The sequence below is a fragment of the Tateyamaria sp. LSS28 genome, from assembly GCF_059611725.1.
Map to the genome: position 1 here is coordinate 1 of NZ_JCAPFI010000007.1, position 20635 is coordinate 20635.

General features: G+C 58.5%; 19 protein-coding genes and 1 pseudogene. 5 read left to right on the plus strand and 15 right to left on the minus strand.

What is annotated here, in order from left to right; genetic code table 11:
* A pseudogene (locus tag AC53L6_RS19835) lies at positions 1–97 on the plus strand (IS5/IS1182 family transposase); the annotation flags it as partial.
* Here AC53L6_RS19835 and AC53L6_RS19840 read toward each other — a convergent pair.
* Entirely contained in the window at positions 60–1361 is a 1302-nt protein-coding gene (locus AC53L6_RS19840) for a hypothetical protein (RefSeq protein ID WP_496909093.1), read from the minus strand. The pseudogene AC53L6_RS19835 and the gene AC53L6_RS19840 overlap by 38 nt on opposite strands.
* 53 nt (positions 1362–1414) lie before the next feature.
* Here AC53L6_RS19840 and lepA point away from each other — a divergent pair, with 53 nt between their 5' ends.
* Both lepA and AC53L6_RS19850 read left to right on the plus strand, forming a co-directional pair.
* Positions 1415–3211 (plus strand): translation elongation factor 4, encoded by a 1797-nt coding sequence (gene lepA / locus AC53L6_RS19845; RefSeq protein WP_496909094.1) that lies wholly within the window; start codon positions 1415–1417, stop codon positions 3209–3211.
* 192 nt (positions 3212–3403) lie between these two features.
* Positions 3404–4651: an AAA family ATPase gene (locus AC53L6_RS19850; protein ID WP_496909095.1), complete on the plus strand. Its 1248-nt coding sequence runs from the start codon at positions 3404–3406 to the stop codon at positions 4649–4651.
* A 276-nt stretch (positions 4652–4927) separates the two neighbouring features.
* Here the strand turns inward: AC53L6_RS19850 and AC53L6_RS19855 are convergent, their stop codons facing one another.
* On the minus strand, positions 4928–5335 hold the full coding sequence (locus AC53L6_RS19855) for an REP-associated tyrosine transposase (protein WP_496909096.1): 408 nt from the start codon (positions 5333–5335) through the stop codon (positions 4928–4930).
* 780 nt (positions 5336–6115) lie between these two features.
* Here AC53L6_RS19855 and AC53L6_RS19860 point away from each other — a divergent pair.
* Positions 6116–6307, plus strand: coding sequence for a CTP synthetase (locus AC53L6_RS19860; protein WP_299205702.1), 192 nt, complete (start codon positions 6116–6118; stop codon positions 6305–6307).
* Positions 6308–6313: 6 nt separating this feature from the next.
* Here the strand turns inward: AC53L6_RS19860 and AC53L6_RS19865 are convergent, their stop codons facing one another.
* From AC53L6_RS19865 to AC53L6_RS19905, 9 genes are all read right to left on the minus strand, one after another.
* The gene (locus tag AC53L6_RS19865; protein WP_496909241.1) at positions 6314–6427 is read right to left on the minus strand and encodes an RbsD/FucU domain-containing protein; all 114 of its coding nucleotides are present in this window, start codon (positions 6425–6427) and stop codon (positions 6314–6316) included.
* 54 nt (positions 6428–6481) lie between these two features.
* Positions 6482–7045 (minus strand): PA14 domain-containing protein, encoded by a 564-nt coding sequence (locus tag AC53L6_RS19870; protein WP_299704219.1) that lies wholly within the window; start codon positions 7043–7045, stop codon positions 6482–6484.
* 119 nt (positions 7046–7164) lie between these two features.
* On the minus strand, positions 7165–7644 hold the full coding sequence (locus tag AC53L6_RS19875) for a class I SAM-dependent methyltransferase (RefSeq protein ID WP_496909097.1): 480 nt from the start codon (positions 7642–7644) through the stop codon (positions 7165–7167).
* The gene (locus tag AC53L6_RS19880; protein WP_496909098.1) at positions 7641–8387 is read right to left on the minus strand and encodes a polysaccharide deacetylase family protein; all 747 of its coding nucleotides are present in this window, start codon (positions 8385–8387) and stop codon (positions 7641–7643) included. The genes AC53L6_RS19875 and AC53L6_RS19880 overlap by 4 nt, the downstream gene beginning before the upstream one ends.
* Positions 8377–9513, minus strand: coding sequence for a glycosyltransferase family protein (locus AC53L6_RS19885; RefSeq protein ID WP_496909099.1), 1137 nt, complete (start codon positions 9511–9513; stop codon positions 8377–8379). Before AC53L6_RS19885 ends, AC53L6_RS19880 begins: the two co-directional genes overlap by 11 nt.
* Positions 9513–10091 (minus strand): histidine phosphatase family protein, encoded by a 579-nt coding sequence (locus AC53L6_RS19890; RefSeq protein WP_496909100.1) that lies wholly within the window; start codon positions 10089–10091, stop codon positions 9513–9515. The genes AC53L6_RS19885 and AC53L6_RS19890 overlap by 1 nt, the downstream gene beginning before the upstream one ends.
* Positions 10088–11155, minus strand: coding sequence for a glycosyltransferase family 4 protein (locus tag AC53L6_RS19895; RefSeq protein ID WP_496909101.1), 1068 nt, complete (start codon positions 11153–11155; stop codon positions 10088–10090). The genes AC53L6_RS19890 and AC53L6_RS19895 overlap by 4 nt, the downstream gene beginning before the upstream one ends.
* Positions 11152–12393: a glycosyltransferase family 4 protein gene (locus AC53L6_RS19900; protein WP_496909102.1), complete on the minus strand. Its 1242-nt coding sequence runs from the start codon at positions 12391–12393 to the stop codon at positions 11152–11154. Before AC53L6_RS19900 ends, AC53L6_RS19895 begins: the two co-directional genes overlap by 4 nt.
* A complete protein-coding gene (locus AC53L6_RS19905; protein WP_472726866.1) occupies positions 12390–13613 on the minus strand; it encodes a glycosyltransferase family protein in 1224 nt (407 codons plus the stop codon). The genes AC53L6_RS19900 and AC53L6_RS19905 overlap by 4 nt, the downstream gene beginning before the upstream one ends.
* Positions 13614–13886: 273 nt before the next feature.
* Between AC53L6_RS19905 and AC53L6_RS19910 the strand changes: the two genes are divergently transcribed.
* On the plus strand, positions 13887–16223 hold the full coding sequence (locus tag AC53L6_RS19910; RefSeq protein WP_496909103.1) for a mechanosensitive ion channel family protein: 2337 nt from the start codon (positions 13887–13889) through the stop codon (positions 16221–16223).
* Here AC53L6_RS19910 and AC53L6_RS19915 read toward each other — a convergent pair.
* From AC53L6_RS19915 to AC53L6_RS19930, 4 genes are all read right to left on the minus strand, one after another.
* Complete coding sequence (locus tag AC53L6_RS19915; protein ID WP_496909104.1) at positions 16150–17370, minus strand: acyltransferase family protein; 1221 nt, start codon at positions 17368–17370, stop codon at positions 16150–16152. The genes AC53L6_RS19910 and AC53L6_RS19915 overlap by 74 nt on opposite strands.
* On the minus strand, positions 17301–18302 hold the full coding sequence (locus AC53L6_RS19920; protein ID WP_496909105.1) for a sterol desaturase family protein: 1002 nt from the start codon (positions 18300–18302) through the stop codon (positions 17301–17303). Before AC53L6_RS19920 ends, AC53L6_RS19915 begins: the two co-directional genes overlap by 70 nt.
* Positions 18303–18409: 107 nt before the next feature.
* Positions 18410–19480 (minus strand): enolase C-terminal domain-like protein, encoded by a 1071-nt coding sequence (locus tag AC53L6_RS19925; RefSeq protein WP_496909106.1) that lies wholly within the window; start codon positions 19478–19480, stop codon positions 18410–18412.
* Positions 19480–20634 (minus strand): ABC transporter permease, encoded by a 1155-nt coding sequence (locus tag AC53L6_RS19930; protein WP_299205673.1) that lies wholly within the window; start codon positions 20632–20634, stop codon positions 19480–19482. The genes AC53L6_RS19925 and AC53L6_RS19930 overlap by 1 nt, the downstream gene beginning before the upstream one ends.
* Position 20635: the final 1 nt, after the last annotated feature.

Consider the following 20635-nt stretch of genomic DNA (forward strand, 5'->3'; position numbering starts at 1 on the left):
GAAGGATTGGCGGCGTGTCGCAACGCGATACGACAGGTGCCCAAAGGTCTTCCTGTCAGCTATCGCCCTCGCAGCACTCGTGATTTACTGGCTATGAGTCCTGACCCTAGTGTCAAATCACTTGGCCATTCCCCAAAGAAATGGCTCACTGCCAAACCCAATGATCCAACAAGGCCAGCGCCAAACGCCGTACCGGCCGCCTTCAACGCACTTTGCGTAAATAGCCCATGAACTGTTTTCGCGCGGGCATCACGCAAATCCGCTTCCAACCGTGCAATCTTGGCGTTCAGCGCTTCGACATCCGCCGCCAATTTCGCTTCCTTGGCGTCCGCCCGCTCGGCGCTTTTCACCGTGGTCGCAATGCGACGAAACAACGACGGCACACCCTCCAGATGCGCCAGCGCATCCGGCAAACAGTTCGCAAGCGCCTCTTTTAGATATTGTGCAATCGCGCGCTCAAGTATGTCCGCAGCACCTTCTGCGGCCAAGGCTGTCATGTCGGGCGACTCGAGCAGGCGTCGAACATGGTCCAAGAGTTTTTTCTGTTTTAGTTCGGGTACACTGTCAGGGTGGCGAAAATACTCAGCCCGCCTTGCTTCGATTTCCCGGATCGCCGCCGCCACCTTGGCCACCGCGTCCTCTCCTTCCCAAACCTCATTCGGGATCAGTGCCACCTCAATCGCTAAGTCCCATTCACGAAACGTGCCGTCCCACATCCCGCGATACCAATTCGCCCAGAACAACCAATCCGGATGAACGTACAAGCTCTGCATAAAGATACCGTGTGCAAGGAAGATCGGTTCGGGGGTATTGGAGGCGCTCCACACGGGAACGTTCATTAGGTGATCGGGTTGAAAACCACTATCAATACTAGTGGCAATAGCCGTAGCATTGACCGCCGGATCAACGGCTAAATCGGCGGATAGGGTAGACTGAAGTAAAGAGTTTTGAGCATTCAGCACGGCGTGAGCAGCCGCGTCAGCAGCGAGGTGTAGCCCATCATCGACAGCGTCGGCCGCCGATATTGCGGCGTTTGCGCTAGCTTTGGCAGCAGCTTGCGCAGAGGAGATGGGTGTAAGGGTCGCTGCGGCGGAAGAGTCGGCCGCGAATGCTGCCGCGTTGGCTGCGCTAAACAGATTCTCGCGCATGTCGTTGGTATGGTTAAAACCGCATATTGCCGATGTGAGGTTTGCGCGAAATACGCACAATATAAGCCCTTGCTGCGCGTTGCGGTCATCTGAGCCGACATTCGCCATGACGCGCAAAGCGGCGCGGCTTGCCATTGCGCACCGCTTCTGTGGGCCTTGCATTTCAAACCACGTTTTAACGCTGCCTATGTCAGAAAAATCAACATCCACCATTGTCACTCTGCAACACCATTGACCAACCCCCAAAACCCTTACATATCCCAACCATGACACCGCTCTCACATATCCGCAATTTCTCCATCGTCGCGCATATCGACCACGGGAAATCGACCCTCGCCGACCGGCTCATCCAGTCCACCAACACTGTGGCCGACCGGGACATGAAGGAACAGCTGCTCGACAGCATGGATATCGAACGCGAGCGGGGCATCACGATCAAGGCCAACACCGTCCGCATCGACTACACCGCCAAGGATGGCGAGCAGTATGTGCTGAACCTCATCGACACCCCCGGCCACGTCGATTTCGCCTACGAAGTTTCCCGCTCCATGCGTGCGGTCGAAGGCTCGCTTCTGGTCGTGGACAGCACCCAGGGGGTCGAGGCGCAGACGCTTGCCAATGTCTACCAGGCCATTGATGCGGACCACGAAATTGTCCCTGTTTTCAACAAGATCGACCTGCCCGCGTCCGATGTCGACCGCGTCGCCGAACAGGTCGAGGATGTGATTGGCATCGACGCGTCTGGTGCCATCGCCGTGTCCGCCAAAACGGGCGAGGGGATCATGGAAACGCTCGAGGCCATCGTCACCGAACTGCCCGCCCCCAAGGGCAACCCGGATGCCGACCTCAAGGCCATGCTGGTCGACAGCTGGTACGACAGCTACCTCGGCGTCATCGTCCTGATCCGCGTCATCGACGGGCGGCTCAAGAAGGGCGAAAAGATCAAGTTTCTGTCCAACAAAACCGTCCACCACGTGGACCGCGTCGGCGTCTTCCGCCCGCAGATGGAGATGGTGGACAGCCTCGGCCCCGGTGAAATCGGCTTCCTCACGGCAAGCATCAAACAAGTGCGCGACACCCGCGTGGGCGACACGATCACGCATGAGCGCAAAGAGGTCGAACCGCTCCCCGGTTTCAAACCCGCCCAGCCGGTGGTCTTCTGCGGCCTCTTCCCCGTGGACTCGGCTGAATTCGAAGACCTGCGCGACGCCATCGACAAACTCGCCCTCAACGACGCCTCATTCAGCTTTGAGATGGAAACCTCCGCCGCCCTCGGCTTCGGCTTCCGCTGTGGTTTCCTCGGGCTCCTGCACCTCGAAGTGATCCGCGACCGGATCGAACGCGAATACGGCATCGAACTGATCACCACCGCGCCGTCCGTCATCTACCACGTCCACATGCGCGACGGCACGATGATGGAACTGCACAACCCCGCCGACATGCCCGACCTGTCGATCGTCGACCACATGGAGGAACCCCGGATCAAGGCAACGATCCTTGTACCCGACGACTACCTCGGCGACGTGCTGAAGCTGTGCCAGGACCGGCGCGGGATACAAGAAGACCTCACCTACGCCGGCTCCCGCGCCATGGTCGTCTATGACCTGCCGCTGAACGAGGTGGTATTCGACTTCTACGACCGACTGAAATCGGTGACCAAGGGCTACGCGTCCTTCGACTACCAACTGACGGGCTACCGCGAGGACAACCTGGTCAAGATGTCGATCCTGGTGAACGACGAACCGGTCGATGCGCTGTCGATCATGGTGCACCGCGACCGGGCCGAGATGCGCGGGCGGGCCATGGTGGAAAAGCTCAAGGACCTGATCCCGCGGCACATGTTCAAGATCCCGATCCAGGCGGCCATCGGCGGCAAGGTCATCGCGCGCGAAACGCTATCCGCGATGCGCAAGGACGTGACGGCGAAATGCTATGGCGGAGACGCGACGCGGAAGCGGAAGTTGCTGGACAAGCAGAAGGCCGGGAAGAAGAAGATGCGTCAGTTCGGGAAGGTGGATATACCGCAGGAAGCTTTCATCAGTGCGTTGAAGATGGATGGGTGAAGTAAAACGCACACTACTGGAACTCTCGAAATCCAGGCATTGAAATAACCTGAGGCTGCAGAAGTCAAAATTGTTTCGGATACTTTGAAGTCAAGGTCGACCTTTTTGCAACATATTGTTCTTTCGGTAGTTTCAGATTGAATTGTTATGTAGAATCAGCTCTGGTTTTCAAAACTGCCTAGAAAGCTTAAAATGATCTACAATAGACAAACGCCACGGGACGTCTTCACCCCGCGTGCACGTAAAGTGAACGGCGAAATGTACATCCACCGAATGGAACTAGAGCGTCAAGTACGCAATGCGTTGTCTGGGCACCGTCACTTCATTATTCATGGCGAGAGCGGAAACGGTAAAACTTGGTTGTACAAGAAGGTTTTTGAAGATACGAAGACATCGTACACAGTAGTCAACTTGGCTTTAGCCGCGCAGTACAAGAGCGTGGACAAAGCACTCCATGACAAACTTGCAATACTTCAACCTGAGCGCCAATCGGCGAAAGAAGTCGAGCGCGACTTGGGGTTCAAGCCAGGTGGAGTTGGTGCATCCGGAAAGAACAAGACGGTTTACGAAAATACTACTGCTAATCCATTTCTAGGGATCATTAAGTTCCTGCGTGGGCACCCTAAAAAAAATGCAATAGTAGTCTTTGATAACTTTGAGAGAATTTCCAACAAGCCTGAGTTAGTTGAGGAATTAGCCAATTATTTAATTTTGCTTGATGACGAAGACTATGGTGCGCACGATGTGCGGATTTGCATCGTTGGTGTCCCCGGTAATCTAAAAGAGTACTTCTCGAGACTTCCGTTCGCTGAAACAATAGCAACAAGGCTCACAGAGGTGAGAGAAGTCGAGCGAATGAAATATGACGAAGCCGTAGAATTGCTATCAAGAGGATTTGGAAAACTTAGGTTAAGACACAAAGCTGATGAGGCTGTGAGTGAGCATTTGGACAGGCTTTTATTTGTATGCGACCGTACAGCCGTAGAATTGCAAGACCTTGGCTTCAGAGTATCTGAAAAAGCTATCATCAATGAAGGAGTAATCGAAGGATTAGATATTGAGGATGTGATTTCAGATTGGATTACAGGAAAGCATTCTAAGACCTGTTCTGTCATTGAGGGGTTAATGAGTCCGGCTGGAATAAATTATGGCAGGAGGAATCAAATACTCTATTGCCTCGGTTTAATTGACACTGAGGAGTTCGATACCGACGAGCTGAAACGAAAGATACGGCAGAGGTTCCCAAAATATTGCTCTTGGGTTGATACTAGCTTCGCCGAGAAGTTCTCACCATTTTGCGAGGGCTTCGATCCGGTGATTCGGACAGGTATGCAAGGTAATACTTTTCGCATATCAAAAGCGGTGTACCGAATGGCTATAAGGAGCCTGCTGAAAAACGACGACAATGGTGGGGTATACAAAGTGAACAAAAAACTCTAGCGAATGCACATGTCAAAAGCATTGCTAACTTTTGTCCTTCTGCCGCGTGAAATCACGTCCAAGCCAACAAAATCGACCATCCACCCGAAACCGCGCATCCCAATGCACACTCGAATAGGCCCAATCCTCGGGCCGTTCGACAAACCCATGCTTCACCGGGTTCAACCAACAATACCGCACATGCGCGAGGTAATCGGCCTCATCCCGAATGCTGGGCTCCGCCCGTTCGACCCTCAAACCCTCCCCCGGACGGTTTGTCGCTGCGCGAACCGGGTCTCACTCCCAAAACCGCCTCTGCCAAACCCCTGCATCCTCCTTCGCGATCTTGCTTGCCGAACGCCGTAGGGTGGGGTTCCACCCCACCGCATGTCCCAACCGTTTGGCCTCGGTGGGTTGAAAACCCACCCTACCGTTGTCGCGAACGGTTCGCGTAAACCGCGCCTTGATCGCGCCCCATCGCGTTGAATAGTCCCGGTCTCCGACGGGCAACGTCCAAACGCAATGCAAATGGTCTGGCAACACCACCCACGCATCAATATGAAACGGACGTTCGGCCTTGGTGCTTCGCACGGCGTCGCGCAATGCATCAATCTCATCTACCAAAACCGTCCGACCACGCTGCGCCAAGGCGACGGTGAAGAAGATGGACGCTCCGGTGATCTTGGGTCGGCGGTAATTTGGCATGGGTAATCATGCGCGGGTCATGGTTAACGGTGTTTGAACTCCAACGGCGCCGGTGTGTCGAAACCCCGCCCTACGACACCCATCCTGACCCAATCTAATCCCTTACCACCCCTACACATTCCCGCCTTATCCCCAGCTTCTCCACAAGAAATCCACAAGCGATATCAACAGCTTATCCCCAAGAAATTTCGCCAAACCGTCATTTTTCCTTTGCACGACTCACCCATCTTGCCCCAACCTATCCCTACCGGCGCAGAGTTCTTCGAACAAAGCGGTGGACGCAAAGGCCCCGGAGGCAACGGGATGATCAGGACGGACCGCAAGGTCTAGCTTGGACATCAACGGGCAGCCGGATGCAGGTCGGATCGTGTGGTCCCCAAAGGGGCGTGGCGAAAGGGCGGTGTCAGCAGGGTTGATGCGAGAGGCGGTTTGACTTCGGTCAGGCAGTCTTGGCGAACGGCGGTAACGCCACGAGCAAGCTGGGCCAACATGTCGCCCTCTGGGGGGATGATGAGGTTCAACGAGGCGTCAGGGTGTGCCCTCGGGCACTGCACGGATTTCGGTTCGCGCACCTGGCGCCTTTTCGTTGTCTGAACAGTGTCCCACTCACTATCTCCACATTCGGGAAGGGCGTTCTTTGCCCTGTCGCCGCCACCATAAGCGTTCTCCGCGTACTGAACGTTGTGTTCCGTTCAAATCGCCCCGTCGTTTTGACCGACATCAATGCGCCTTCTGGCAAACCCGGGCACATTCTGCGCAGACAAGTAACGGAGGCCCCTTATGCAGCGGTTCATGCTGTTCTTTTTCCTGCACATTTTCATCGGCGCAACGATGGCCGGTTCCGGTGTTATCGCGGCGTTGTCGCTGGGTTATGGCACAGTCGGACCCATCTTGATTGCGGCCGCCGTTGGCTTCGTCGCGGCCTTCCCGGTCACATGGGTGGTACAGCGGCGGATTACAGGCATGGGCTGAGCCGGTTTAGAACGTAACGCCAGCCACCGACCCGACATTCGCATACGGAGTGCTTTCGCCCGTGCGGACAACCGCCACGGCGCTGGCACTCCGGTCCTTTTCATGCGTTCCAAAAAACAGGAAAGCGTCCGCATCACTGCGATGGTGCCACTGCGACTGCTGGGCACCAGACCGTCAATTGTAGCCGAAGGACTCGTCTTCCATCCATTTAGGTGTTCCGATTCCGGCGCGCATCAAAAGACATGCTGTGCCCTTGCGCTGGAAATAGAGCGCTTCCAATGCGTACCAGCCTGCTTCCGGTACAACAGCTTCAACCTGTTCGCTGGGGTCGCACCCATGTACGCCGTCAAAATAAACAACTTCCGCGCCGCCGATCTTCATCTGTAGTCCGTCATTGCTCATGAAGTCGATTTTGTACGTACCCGGCTCATCAAAGCGTACGTATCCCTCGATCACGGCAACAACCTTGTGCGCCTTGCCCGAGGTCAAGGTTTCGTCACCTTCAGCCGTGTCGCGATAGTCTAAACCAGCCAATGGTTTGCCGGGCTTTGCTTTGGAATAAGCGCGTTCGGCTTCGCTGAGTGTGCGCACGCTGTCAAAGTAATATTTCACCGCAAGCCCCTGGTTCAGACCAGATGGTTGCGGATCGGCTGGTGTCAGTTTGAGGGGGGCTGCAAGGGTGGCTGTCGCCAACACGATTGTTGTGGCGGCCAGAGCGGCCGTCTTGAACATCTTCATTTGATACTCCCGTTGGTCCCGACCGCTTTTGGCGCGGCCTTGAATCAGCACGACCTTAAAAGGCCTTGTCCGTGGCTGACAACAGGAGCGAGCGGAATCGTGATCAAATCGCCCTGGGACTACACGGCCCGGTAGAAAAGGTATCGATCCGGGGCAATTGTGTCTGGTCCGCAGACCTGTTCAAGGCCAACAAGCGGTTGTTGAGACAGGATCAGACCGCCAGGTTGCATGAGTGCTGCGATCAGGGGGCTCAGGCGCATCCCCTCTTCAACATCCTTTTCCTTGATGCCGTAGCCAAAATCGTAATGCGCGAGCGCCATCTTACGCCCTTTGCTGGCCAATCGGGTGAGCATGGCTTCTGCCTCGCCTTCCAGAAAATCCTCGGTCGGCGGAACGCAGCTTGGGTGGCATTTGAGCATCCGGTCGATCACCCAGATGCGGCGATCGGGCAGTTCCTGGCGCAAGTGGTCGTAGGTGCGGCCGTTGCCCAACCCCATTTCCAATACGTCGCCTTCCAGATTGGCGATCTTCCGTGCGGCCCAGTTGATACCATCGATCTGCGCGCTCAACCGCCGCCGCATCGATTCCAGTCTGCTCATGTCGTTGTCTCCATCGTCCACGGCGTTGCGCCGCCTGACAGCATTTCGTTTACAAAGCTCTCGGTGAAAGCCCAGATCGCAGGGGTGTGAACAAGGTGATGGGTCAAAAGGCCGAAAGGTTCCCGTGCGTCTTCAGTGCCTTGCCGCCGCGCGGTCAAATGCGCGACCGTCGTCGCCACCAGTGTTTTAGGCGCGATGAGGTCGCGCGTGCCCTTCCACCATATTGGGTCGATATGGGTATTGATCTGGATCAGCCCCGGCGCTGCATTGATGCTTTTGCGTGGTCCGAATGTGGATATGGCCTCGAACCCTTGATCATGCAGTTTGGGCAGCAGGGCGGGCTGAACCCGGTTCCACGGTGGCACGAACATGTGTCGCAACTGCGTGCCAAACAGGTCGCGCATGCGGGCCAGTCCAAGTGCGCTGTCGTCGGCCATGTCTGGCCGATCGGTCAGGAACTCGTTCTTCTTTTCATCAGGCCCGCTATGATCCTGATGCGCCCATCCATGAACGACTGGGATCAATTGCTTTCCATCCACGCATCCCGCCAGTTCAGCGGTCGCATGGGCCGGTATGATCGCCAAATGGACAGGTAATTCAGTGGCTTGGGTCAGCGCTGTCAGTTGATCCAACTCGGTTGTCGGGGCAATGGCATCATCGTCCCGCCACCAGAATGGGACGGGTAATCCGTCGCGACGGCATGCGGCCAGTTCCGTGCGCAGAGGTGTCCAGTCAATGTGCATGTGATGCCTCTGCCAATAGGCTACGCACGATGTCTACGCTTGCGCTGGCGCCGTCCATCCCGGTTGTTCGAGGGTTGCGTCGGTCCTGTTGCGCCAACGTGTTGATGGCATCTGCCAAGGTCGGTCCGGACAGGTCGGCCTGTCGCAACATGGACACCGCAGGCAAGGTGGTTAGAGCATCTGCGCGCAGCCCTTGTTCAACTTCACTGCCATCGTCAAACGGGACAAAGACAGCCGGAACGCCAGTCTGCAGGATATCGAGGGCTGTGTTGTACCCACACATCGACACCGACGCAGTCGCGCCTACAAGCAACTCGCGAAAGTCGGGGCGTGGACCTTCGACCGTCACGTTGGCTGGGGCGCGGTTTGCCCAATGCGCGCGGCGGGCATCATCGCCACCAACGAGGAAACGCCACAGGCGTGTGGTATCCAGTGTCGCGGCGTCGCATCCGGCTCCAAAAACCGTGTCGCCAACGGCACCACCGCCCGCGCTGACAAGGATTTCGTTGTGACGAGGCGGGTCTATGTCAGGTGCCTGGGGCGCAACAAAACCGGTGTAGCGCAGTTTGGTCCGCAGCATGTCCGATACGGGCCAGCTTGTGTCCAGTGGCACAACTTCGGGGTCAGAGTGAACCAGAACGGCGTCATAGAAGTGGTTCACAAGCTGGTCGGCAAAAGCGACTTTGGCTGGCTTGGACGGTGGCGCGAGGATGTCGCGAACGGATGACAGGATCAGGGGGCGCGACGGCAAGCCATCTGCAGTTTCAAGCAAAGCTTGGAACTCAGCCTTCAGTATGCGGCGGCCAAACGGGAACAGTTCGGTGATCAACACGTCGGGCTTCTGTTGCGCGACGTGATCAACAAGTGTCATCTGCCGGGCGACCAGATACGCCTCGCTGGCGATCTCACCTGTGTCGGTCAGAAGCGTCGAGAAATCAGTGCCGTTCGACTGCAACGGCGGCAATTGCACAAGGGTCAGGCCCGCGCTTTCGAAATGCGGAACGGGTTTACCTCCGCTGATAACCGTCACCGCATCACCCGCCGCGACAAAGGCGCGGCCAAGAGTCAGCGCACGCGCCAGATGCCCGGTTCCCAGCAAATGCGTGACAACAATCGTGACCTGCATCAGCGCGCCTCCAACCGTGGGACGTCGGGCATCAGGGTCAGTTTGCCCTTGTCGACTTGGAGAATAAACAAGCGGTTGCGCTTGATCCGAAACGGGGCGGGGCCGTCAAAATTCCAACCGGTTGCCATCGCCATCAACACACGCATCGTGCCGATATGGCAGACGGCCACGGTGTCCCGGGGCAGTGTGTTCAGCCATGGCTGCAAACGTGCCCGCAGACTGTCCGGGCTTTCGCCGCCCGGCGGGCAATAGTGCCATCCCCAATCTTCGATATGGCGAAATCCGCTGGTCGCATCGGCGGACAGCTCTGCGCCATAGCGCCCTTCCCAGTCGCCCCAGTTCATTTCGATCAAACAAGGTTCGACACGTGGCGCACGCCCTGCCACCAAAGCGGCGGTTTCCGTGGCGCGGGCCAGTGGGCTCGACACCAGATCGGCATCTTTGAAATCATCGGGCAGTCGGAACCCGGCCAGGTCGCGGCGTGCCGTTTCATCAAGGGGAATGTCGCTGCGCCCCTGCAAGCGGCCCTCACGGTTCCATGCGGTGTGTCCGTGACGCAATAAGGCAAGAGTGATCATATCATGCCCTCGATTGCTGTGCGCAGTGTTCCAGCGGCAGCGGGCAGCAGATGGTGTTGGGCAATTTGAGCGCGGGCCTGAGCGCCCAAGTCTTCGACCAGGGCGCGATTGGTCAGCATATCAGTCAAACGTGCGGCCATGGCATGCGGCCCGTCGGCCACGGCAGGCTGCGTCCCGGCGACAACGTCGTGCACCCCGGGGCGGTCCTGAGCCACAACGGGCAGACCAGCTGCCTGCGCCTCAAGATAGGCGTAGCCAAATGCCTCGTTCACACCCGGCCAGAACAACAGGCATGCTCTTTCATAACAGCCCTGCAGTTCATCCGAGGGCAATGCACCCAGCATGCGGACCCGCGCGCCGAACGGGGCCATCAAGGTCGTGACCTCTGCCTCTGCCGGGCCGCTGCCTGCGATATCCAATTGCCACTCCAGTGCGGGGTTGAGCAGCGCCAGCGTGTCAGCGATCAGCTTGTAGGACCCCAGCTTGTCCCCGGCCCGCATCATCCCGACACTTAGCATGGCACCGGAATAGTCCGACTGTCTGGGCAACTCCGCGCGATCAAGGAACGGACGCAGATGGGTCAGAACCTGACCAGCGGGCGCATCGCGGCGCAGCGTTTCGGCATCACGGGCTGTCACGTAGAAGATGGTGCGCGCCTGGTCACTGGCCGCCTCTGCGGCTTCGGCAAAGCGGGCCCATGGCCCGGACAGACGTTTGCGCGCGCGCGTGCTTTCGACCTGTACATAGGGAATGTTCAGGGCGCGGGCGACCGGTGGCCCGATCAAGTCCGGGGCCTTGTAGTAGTTGTGATAGGTCAGCCAGCATTGCCATGTTCCGGCCGCGGGCGCAGACAGAAGGCGCGCAACTTCTTTCTTTGCCTGCCCGATCAGTTCGTTCTGCAAAGCCGCGTCACCCGCGCGGTCATAAATGCGCAAGTCAGATGCGACAGTCATTGCCAATCCGGCATGGTCCAGTGCCTTTTTCAGCGCGCGGGCCATGGTCCGGTCACCGGATGGCACCGGATGATCCGGTGCCTTGAGCGGAGCGTAGAAAGCGACGGTCACGCAGCGTCCATGATGGCGCGCAACCGCCGTGCCAGATGCGCAATACCCGGTTGCATGGTGAAATCCGTATGCAGGCGGGTATGGGCGGCATCAGCCATAGTCGCGCCCAGTGCGGGGTTGCGTGCGACACGCATCATTGCGTCGGCCAGTGCCGGCGGATCGTCGTCACTCAGGATACCGTGCACACCATTGTCGATGAACTCGGGTATGGCCGAGACGGCCGTGCTCAGTATTGGCAGTTTCTGACTGGCGGCTTCCATCAGGACGTTGGGCAGACCATCGCGGTCACCGTCGGCGGCGACCCGGCTGGGCAATACAAACAAATCAGCGGCTTGCATTGCTGCAATGACCTCTGGTTGGTCGCATGCACCGCGCCAGGTGATGCGGTCAGAAAGGCCGGATTGCATGGCTTGGTCCTGCAATGCCTGTTTCAGGGCACCACCTCCGATATGGGTCCAATGCCAATCAACGTCTACTGGCAACAGCGCGACCGCGTCCAGCAGGCGGGTAAACCCTTTTTTCTCGACCAGGCGGCCCACAGACAGCATATGAAACGGATCGGAAAGCTGGCGCACCGCTCGGTCGGGAGCGGGCGGAAAACGTGACAGGTCCAGACCATGATAGACAAGATCAATCGGCGTATCTGTGGACAGGCCGTTCAAGTGCTCGGCTCCGAATGCAGTGCAGGTGGCCCCAAAAGCGGCACCCGCCGTTGCAGTATTCAGCTTGTCCCGCAGTTCCCATTCCGGTGAGGTCCAGATGTCCTTGGCATGGGCTGAAAAAGACCATGGCACACCCCTGAGCATCGCAGTGTAACGTGCGACTGAAGATGGTGTGTGCAGAAAATGGGCATAGAGGGCTGAAGTGCCAGCGGGTAATTCTCGCGCCATAACGCAAGCTTGTCCAAATCGACGTATGCGGTTTCTGGTTCTGTCGCGTGAAAAATCGCGCAGAAACTGACGCAAAGCTGGCCAAAACGTACGACGTCCCATGACTGAAAACAGACCGCGCAATACGCGGACGGGTTCATCGCCCAGGTATTCCGGCAGATAGTGAACCTCGGCTTTGAGCCGATCGTGCAACGGGTGGGTTTTCGTGTCCGTCGGATGGCGCAGTGACCAAATGGCGAAATCAATCCCGGCCTCCTCCAACGCCACCAGTTCCTGCGCGATAAAGGTCTCGGACAGGCGCGGCCAGCCTTTGACGGCTATGGCCAAGCGGGGCGATCTGGATGTCATTCTGCGGCGTCGGTCAACGAATGCTGCATAAGGGCCTGCGCGCGTGCATTGACCACGTCCAAACCATCCAGAAGGCCATCGGCCCCCGCCTCGGACGGGCGTTTCTGGTGAGGCAGGGCGCGGATGGCCGCAACCATCGCATCTGTGGTCAACCCTTCGCGGAAACGATCCAGGTTGCGGACCAGCCCCAATTCCTCGGCCCGATGGGCGCGGATCCACTGTTCAAGGCGTGGTTTCGTACGGGGTACGATGACGGCGCGTTGATCAAAGGACAGAAGTTCGCAGAATGTGTTGTAGCCGCCCATGCTAATCACGCCTTCGGCCCCTGCAAAGAGCGGTTCGATCTTGCTGTCGAACCCGGTTGAGGTGACGCGACCGCCAAGCGCTTCGACGCGCGTTTCGAACCGTTCGCGCACCTCGCCGGACAAGAATGGGCCATAGACCAGAACCGCGTGGGGATGCAGATCGGGGTCCTGTTCATATGCCGACAGGACAAGATCAACCATGGCCGCCCCATCGCCACCACCACCGGGTGTGATAAGGATATATGGCGTATCTGGCACCTCAGCGGCATCCACGATGCTGCGCCGCAAGTAGCCGGTCCAGACCGTCCTATTGCGGACATCGGGCGACAAAGGCAGACCTTGGGTCGGGTCATAGACCGAGCGCACGCCGTAGACCCATACTTCATCATAGAAAGACTCAGTGGCCTCGACTGCGCCCTTGCGGGCCCATTCGGCGGCCAGCACGTCGGGCTCGTCCAGTACGTCACGCAGACCCAAAACGATGCGGGTCTTGCTGCCTTCACGCAGACGCTTGAGGGTGTCGAGCAGTTCACCCCGAAAGCCGGTCGGCTCTTTGTCGACGATCAGCAGGTCAGGTTCGTATTGGTCAATGGTTGAATCGATCAATGCAGATCGCAGCGCCGTCGTCGCCTCGATATCCATGCCTTCGGTCTGGCTGATATAGTTGCCATCGGCCAGTTTCTTCACACCGGGCAGGCGGACGTGATCCACGGCAGGAGGGAATGTGAAACGTCCGGCAACAGGGCTGCCAGTGAGAATGATGGCGCTTTCGGCAACACCGGACTCGGTCAGCGCCGATGCAAGCGCGCGGCTGCGCCGCAGATGGCCCAAGCCAAACGTATCGTGACTGTACAGCACAACGCGACCCGGGCGGGCACCAACCGCAGTTGGCGAAACAGGAGTGGAATGGGTCATCGTCGTCTTCTTTTCCCCGTCTCCTCACGGACGTCACCATCCTTGACGCTCAGAGAATCCCTCTGGCGCGTATAGCACAGAGTTTGCGTTCCCCAAGATAGCAACAGCCGATCTGGATAACACCTCTGCCCGCGCTATCGCAAAAATGGAACGCTTTGTAAAATCAGCGCTTACCGGACAGATCGCGGAAGTTCACGTCCTGGTAGACGCAATTGTCATTGCACCTGCGGTCGCGTAGCGTCGTTGAAATCAGAAAGTTCTGCGACATCGCATATGACACACTCCCTTTTCCGCCTCTTGCTGCCCATCCTGATCGGCATGGCGCTCCTGTTTCCAGCTTTTTCGCATGCCCAAGGTTTGGGCAGTCTGTTGCCCGGCGCTGGCACTGCCGAAACGGCCCCGGGTGACATCACAGATATAATGGAAAGCGCCGCGCAGAATGGCGTCAACGTTATTGTCATCGACAGCGATGGCCGCGTGATCACCCAGACCGGAACCCCATCCACAGACAGCGATGCGCCCGGCAGCGGCACCACGCTTATGGCGATCCAAGACGACGCGGTTGCCTTCCGAACGGCTTTGGTGGACCGGCTTTTGAACCTGCCAGTGGCGTTCAACGAGGTCGCATACATCCTGCGCGCAACCAGCCCGGATGGCACGATTTTTGCCTATGTGCAGGCCCTTCTGATCAGCATGGCGCTGTTCGCCGTGGGCATGGTGTTCGAGGCGCAAGTGTTCGGGAAACGCATCGCGAAACGCTTTGTGGTGAACCGCATCCATGACGCGCCGGATGGCTATGTCGAAAAAATGCCATTCCTCGTCTTCCGTTTCTTCATGGGGGTGGTTGGCACGCTCGTCTCCATGGCTGTGGCCTATCTGCTTGGCGCCATCATCTTTGGCCCCCTGGAAGATCCGGCCATGCAGTTCACGGTGACCTTGATCAATATCGGGTACTTTCTTGCCCGTGTTGTGGCCGGGCTGTGGCGGATGATCCTGTCGCCATACCTGCCGCAATATCGCATCCCGCTGTTCAGCGACGGCGATGCGCGCAAACTGCATCTTTGGCTGTCCGGGGTCGCGGCCTTCGGCTTCTTTGCAATCCTCTTCGGAGTCTGGATCGAGGAGTTGGGGCTGAACAACGAGGTCTACGTTTTCCTCTTCTCTCTGCTCAGCCTGTTGGTGATGTTCCTGAACATTATGTTGGTGATTGCCAACGGTCGCGCGATCACCGGGGCGATCCTGAACGGCAAGGCACCGTCGGATTCGACATGGGTTCTGCGCACGCTCGCGCGGGCATGGGCGCCGCTGGCGGTGTTCTATTTCCTGTTTGCGTGGGGGGAACAGACCTATCACCTGGTCATTGGCGACCCGCTGGGCGTGCCGTTGCTTGCGGCGGCCTGGGGCATCCTGACGACAATCATCGTGGTCTACGGGGTCATCAATTTCTTTATCGAACGCAGCTTTGCCCGCGCACGCCTTGTCAGAGAGCACAACGTGACAGCAGAGACCGATCTGGACCCAGATCCGGCGCCCCCACCCGTTGTGACGGGTCCTCGGATCAGCACATTCGAAGATCTGGCGCAGAGGATTGCAGGTATCCTCGCTTTTGTCGCCGGCATCTATGCCTTCGTCACGATCTGGAGCCCCGAAGCGCCCATGATGGGCGACAGCTGGACCGATCGGCTGCTCGACATCATCGTGATCCTGTTCATTGGTTACATTGCTTACAACGCATTCCGCATCTGGATCGACAACAAGATCCGGGAAGAACAGGGCGATGTGCAAGAGGTCGAACTGGGGGACGAGGGCGGCGGCTCGTCCGCCTCGCGTTTGGCCACGCTCCTGCCGCTGTTCCGCAACTTCGTGCTGATCGTCATTGTCCTGACCGGTCTGCTGATCATGCTGATGGAGATGGGGGTGAATGTCGGCCCGCTCTTTGCCGGTGCCGGTATCGTGGGTGTGGCCGTTGGCTTTGGCTCGCAATCGCTGGTGCGCGACATTTTCTCTGGTGCGTTTTTCCTGTTCGATGATGCCTTCCGCAAGGGCGAATACATCGACGTGGGTGGGGTCAAGGGGACGGTGGAAAGCATCAGCGTCCGCAGCTTCCAACTGCGCCACCACCTGGGCGCACTGCACACCATCCCCTTCGGCGAAATTCAGGTGCTGACGAACTATTCCCGTGACTGGGTGATTATGAAGCTGCCTTTGCGCGTGACCTATGACACCGATGTGGAAAAGGTGCGCAAACTGATCAAGAACCTAGGGATCGCGCTACTGGATGATCCGGTCATCGGAGACAACTTCATCCAACCCCTGAAGTCTCAGGGTGTGATCGAGATGCAGGACAGCGCCATGATCATCCGCGTCAAGTTCATGACCAAACCGGGGGATCAGTGGCTTGTGCGCAAAAAGGTCTATGAAGACATCCGCGCGCTGTTTGAACGCGAGGGTATCAAATTCGCCCACCGCGAGGTGACGGTGCGCCTTGCGGAGGGGCAGAAGGCGGATGAGCTTGGCGAAGAAGACCGCAAGGCGATTACCGCTGCTGCGCAGGCGTCTCTGGAAGAAGAGTTGCTTGAGGATGCGGCTGACTTTGCCGACGACCGGTAATGTGTGACCGTGCTGCGATGCTGCGCACCGTGGTGCGGATCGCTCCAATTGGGCGTTCAAAGACCTGCGCAAACACCAGACCGGCGGCGACGGACCCAAAGAATAACAGCGCATCGCGCGACACTGTCTCGGCTGGGAATGCGGCGTCGATCAGGTGCAGCACGGGATAATGCACCACATAGATCGAAAAGCTTGCCCCGGCCCACCAGCGCAGATGCGGGTGCGCGCCCTGGTAGTCCTGTGCCAGACGCGCCATTCCAATGACGTGGAGTGCAGTCATCAAGCCGATCATGCCATTCCAGACGAACTCGTCCGAGAAGACCAGAATGTAGCGATAGTGCGCGGGTGCAAATGCCTCTGCCGTGGCTTGTGCCAGCATATCCGGGACGTTGAAGGCCTGACACAAGACATATGCCAAGGGGCCGCCCCACGCGAGACTGCGCGCGACACCCTCTGTCATCTGTGCCGCACGACCGGACTTCACGTAGTGCCAGACGACAACACCCATCAACCACGCGGGCATCAGCAGCAGGATGCGCGGGCCAAAGACAACGCCAAGCGCGGCCAGCAACACAAGCCGCCGCGCGCCTGTGCAAAACACCGCGACACCAAACAGCACGTAATACGCCGCCTCATAGCTCAGCGACCACAACGGGCCGTTCGTGCCCAGCCGGACCCGCTCGAACAGGCCCCATTCGTTCGACATAGTGAGACCGCGCACCAGCATCTCCCACAGGGGCAGGTGCTGGTAAAAGCTGTTGGGGTAGGCCGACACGTCTATGGGCCGGCCCATCCGGTCCAGCACAAAAGTCAAAAGGATGGCTGGCAGCAGCACGGACAGCAGCCGTGTCATTCGGTTGAACGCATAGGTGCCAAACGTCTTGTCCCGTTCGGCAGCAAAGGCAATCACCAGGCCAGAAATGACAAAGAAGACGATGACGGCATCACTGCCGACATTCAACTCGCGGACAAACTCGTAGTCCCCGCGCGTGAACCGCGCATAGGCCACATGGGAAAACACCACGATCAGGGTGGCGGCCACTCGCAGCGCATCTAACCAAAGGGACAGACCACGTGTCACTGCGCAGTCTCGCGGTTCTGGGGCGATGCAGGATCGTCGGTCGTGCCCTTGGTCAGTGTCTGCCATGCCTCGGCAAATGGGTGCAGCAAGGCGGCGCGCAGGGTCGGGTGTGGTTGTTCGATGGGAACGCCGTTTTCGTCCGACAGGCCAAAGCTCAGGATCTCATGCTCCTTGGGTACATAAAGCGAACCAAACATCAGATCCCAGAAGGCGAACACCTCGCCATAGTTCTTGTTGTAATGCTTTGGGTCGTTGGAATGGTGCACTTGGTGCTGTGCCGGTGAGATCAGGATATGCTCCATCACGCGCCCATAGCTCAGCCAGACATGGCTATGGCGCAAGTTGGCCCCGAAGGCGTTGAACAGGAAGTAGCCCGCATTCACGCTGCCAATGGTCAGCACGTCGATCTTGCCCATCAGCAGGAACAGCATCAGCGCCTGAACAGCCCCGATGACCAGGGCGTAAATCATCAAACGGATTACCACGAACACGGGGTGATTGCGGTTCGCGGTCAGGGGCGTCAGCACCTCGGCCGAATGGTGCAGGGCGTGGAATGGCCACAGCAGCGCATTTTCATGGTGCAGGCGGTGCGCCCAGTATTTGCAGAAATCCAGCGTGAGGATCATGATCAGCGTAGCGAGCGCCAGCTTGCCCCAGTCCCCCTCGCCCACGGCGGGGGCCAGGTCGCCACCAGTGGCGTCCAACATCATGGTCAACAGACCCGATGTGACAAGCGGTGTGAGGGTCACAGCGGCAAAGAAACCTGAGACCGTCAGCAGCTTGTTGAACAGGAAGATCTGGATATCAACAAGGTTCGATTTGTGCGTATAGACCGCGCGGGGCAGCAGGAAGGCTGTGAAAGATGTGGGCCGCCCGCGGACCCGCCAGATCACATAGACCAGCGCGACGGTCAGGCAGAGATAGAGCAATGCCAGACGCGAATTCCAGTCAAACAGGAACCCGGTAAACCCGTCCAGAAGTTCATAAAAAGCGTCCATTTCGCCCTCTCACGCCTTGTGTTGGGCACAGCGATAGGGGGCAAATTTGTTGAGAGTATGGCGACTTTAGGCGGAATTTTATTCGATTGTTTCGGGTAGCGAGGGCACTACTCCAAGAGGTGATGTGCGACCTTCCCCTCGTCCCAAGTGATGCCAAGGCCGGGCCCACGGGCCGTCACGCAGCCATCCTCGATCGCATAGGGTTCGGTCATCACCCCGCCCGCCACATCCAGCCATTCCAGCAGATGTGCATTGGGCGTAGCGGCCAATGCATGGGCCGACGCTTCGACAAACAGATGGCTTGAGACGGGAACGCCCGCGGCCTCGGCCATGGCAGCGGCGCGGAACCAGCCGCTCAGCCCCCCGATCTTGATCATGTCGGGCATTGCATAGTCCGTGGCCGCAATCATGCGTGCCGCATCCGCCGGCTGCCACCAGTTCTCTCCCGATTGAATGGCCGTGGACACAGCAGCACGGACGGATCGGTAGCCCGCCAGATCTTCGGCTGGCACGGGCTCCTCCACCCATGTCAGGTCCAACCCGGCCTCTTCAAGGGCGCGGATGCGGGCAATCGCTTCAGGCGCAGCGAAGGCCTGATTGTAGTCTAGCATCAACAGCCGTTCCGGCCCGATCATGTCGCGCACAACGCGCAACGCGGCCACATCCTCCGTCACTGTCGGAAAACCCAGCTTGACCTTGATGGCCGTGAACCCACGCGCCAGAGACGCCTCGATCAACCCTTCGTCCCGACCGGGTACAAACAGGCCCTGACTGTCGTAACACGGCAAGGGGCGCGGAGCGGCACCGAACAACGCGCATACAGGCTGGTCTACCGCCTTGCCCTGTGCATCCCACAACGCAAGGTCCAGACCGGCAAGCGCCATACCGACCATTCCCTGCTGCCCAAGAAGACGAAACTGTGCGGCGGTCTGCCGGGCGACATCCGCCGGCTGTGCCGACGACCCCGCCAGCGTCTCCGACAGGTCCGTCAGAAAAGTCACCAACGGCTTCAGCATCAGTGGGGTGTAGCCAAAAATGTAGGCGCTTCCGCTGACACCCTCATCCGTCTCTACATCGACCAGTACCAGGGGTGCCGCTGGGATCGACGCCTGCGCCGTCGTGATCGGCACGGCCAGCGGTGCCATCACCGCCCGCGCCTTGATCCGTTCAATCCGCATCAGCTGGTGTAGGGGTCCAGACTGTCGCGCAGCCCGTCGCCAAGGAAGTTGAAGGCCAGAACGACAATGATGATGGGCAGCATGGGGATTGCCGTCCACGGGTAGATCTCAATGCTCGCCAGGTTCTGCGCATCGTTCAACATCACGCCCCACGACACGGCAGGGGCCCGTAGACCAAGACCGAGGAAAGACAAAGCCGTTTCCCCCAGGATCATTGCCGGGATCGACAAGGTGGCGGATGCAATCAGGTGCGACATGAAGTTGGGCAACAAATGCCGCCGGATGACGCGCGAGGGTTTCGCCCCCATCATCTCTGCCGCCCGTACATATTCCTCCTCTCTCAGCGAGAGGAACTTACTTCGGACTGCCCTTGCCAACCCCGGCCAGTCGAGCAGGCCGAGGATGATACTGATTATGAAAAAGACGGATACCGGCCCCCAATTTGACGGCACGGCGGCGGACAAGGCCAGCCACAAGGGCAACTCCGGCAAGGACCGCAAAATCTCGATGGCGCGGTTCACAACCCAGTCGATCCAACCGCCGAAATAACCCGCGATGGCCCCGAACCCGATGCCCAGGATAAAGGACACGGTGATGCCAATCAGGCCCACGGTCAGCGACAGCTGCGCGCCATAGGAAATCCGGGAAAACACGTCACGTCCCAGCCGGTCCGAGCCAAAGATAAACACCGTCGCCCCCTCGGGTGCGCAGAACAGGTGGCGATCGGCAGGGATCAGGAAGAACAGCTTGTACTCGGTCCGCTCGCAAAAGAATTGCAACGGCATCGGGCGCGAGGTGTCCGTCTCGTACACCCACTGGAAGTTCTCAAGGTCGGCAGAACCGATGGTGGGATAGACAAAAGGCCCAACAAACTGCCCCTCATGCCAGAACTTGATGGCCTGCGGCGGGTGATACAGGTGATCCGCGCTGCGCTCGTTAGGCGTATAGGGCGAGATGAACCCGGCAAAGGGGATTGCCATGTAAGCCAGCAGCAGGAAGATGCCTGAAATCAGGCCCAGCCGGTGCTTGCGGAACTTGCGCCAGACCAGCACCCAGTTCGGGGCGTCCATGTCTGACCGTTCGGGCGCGGACAGGTCCACGTTCGGATCGTATGGGGCATCATCAATGAAACGGCCGTCGGGCAGGGTGCTCATG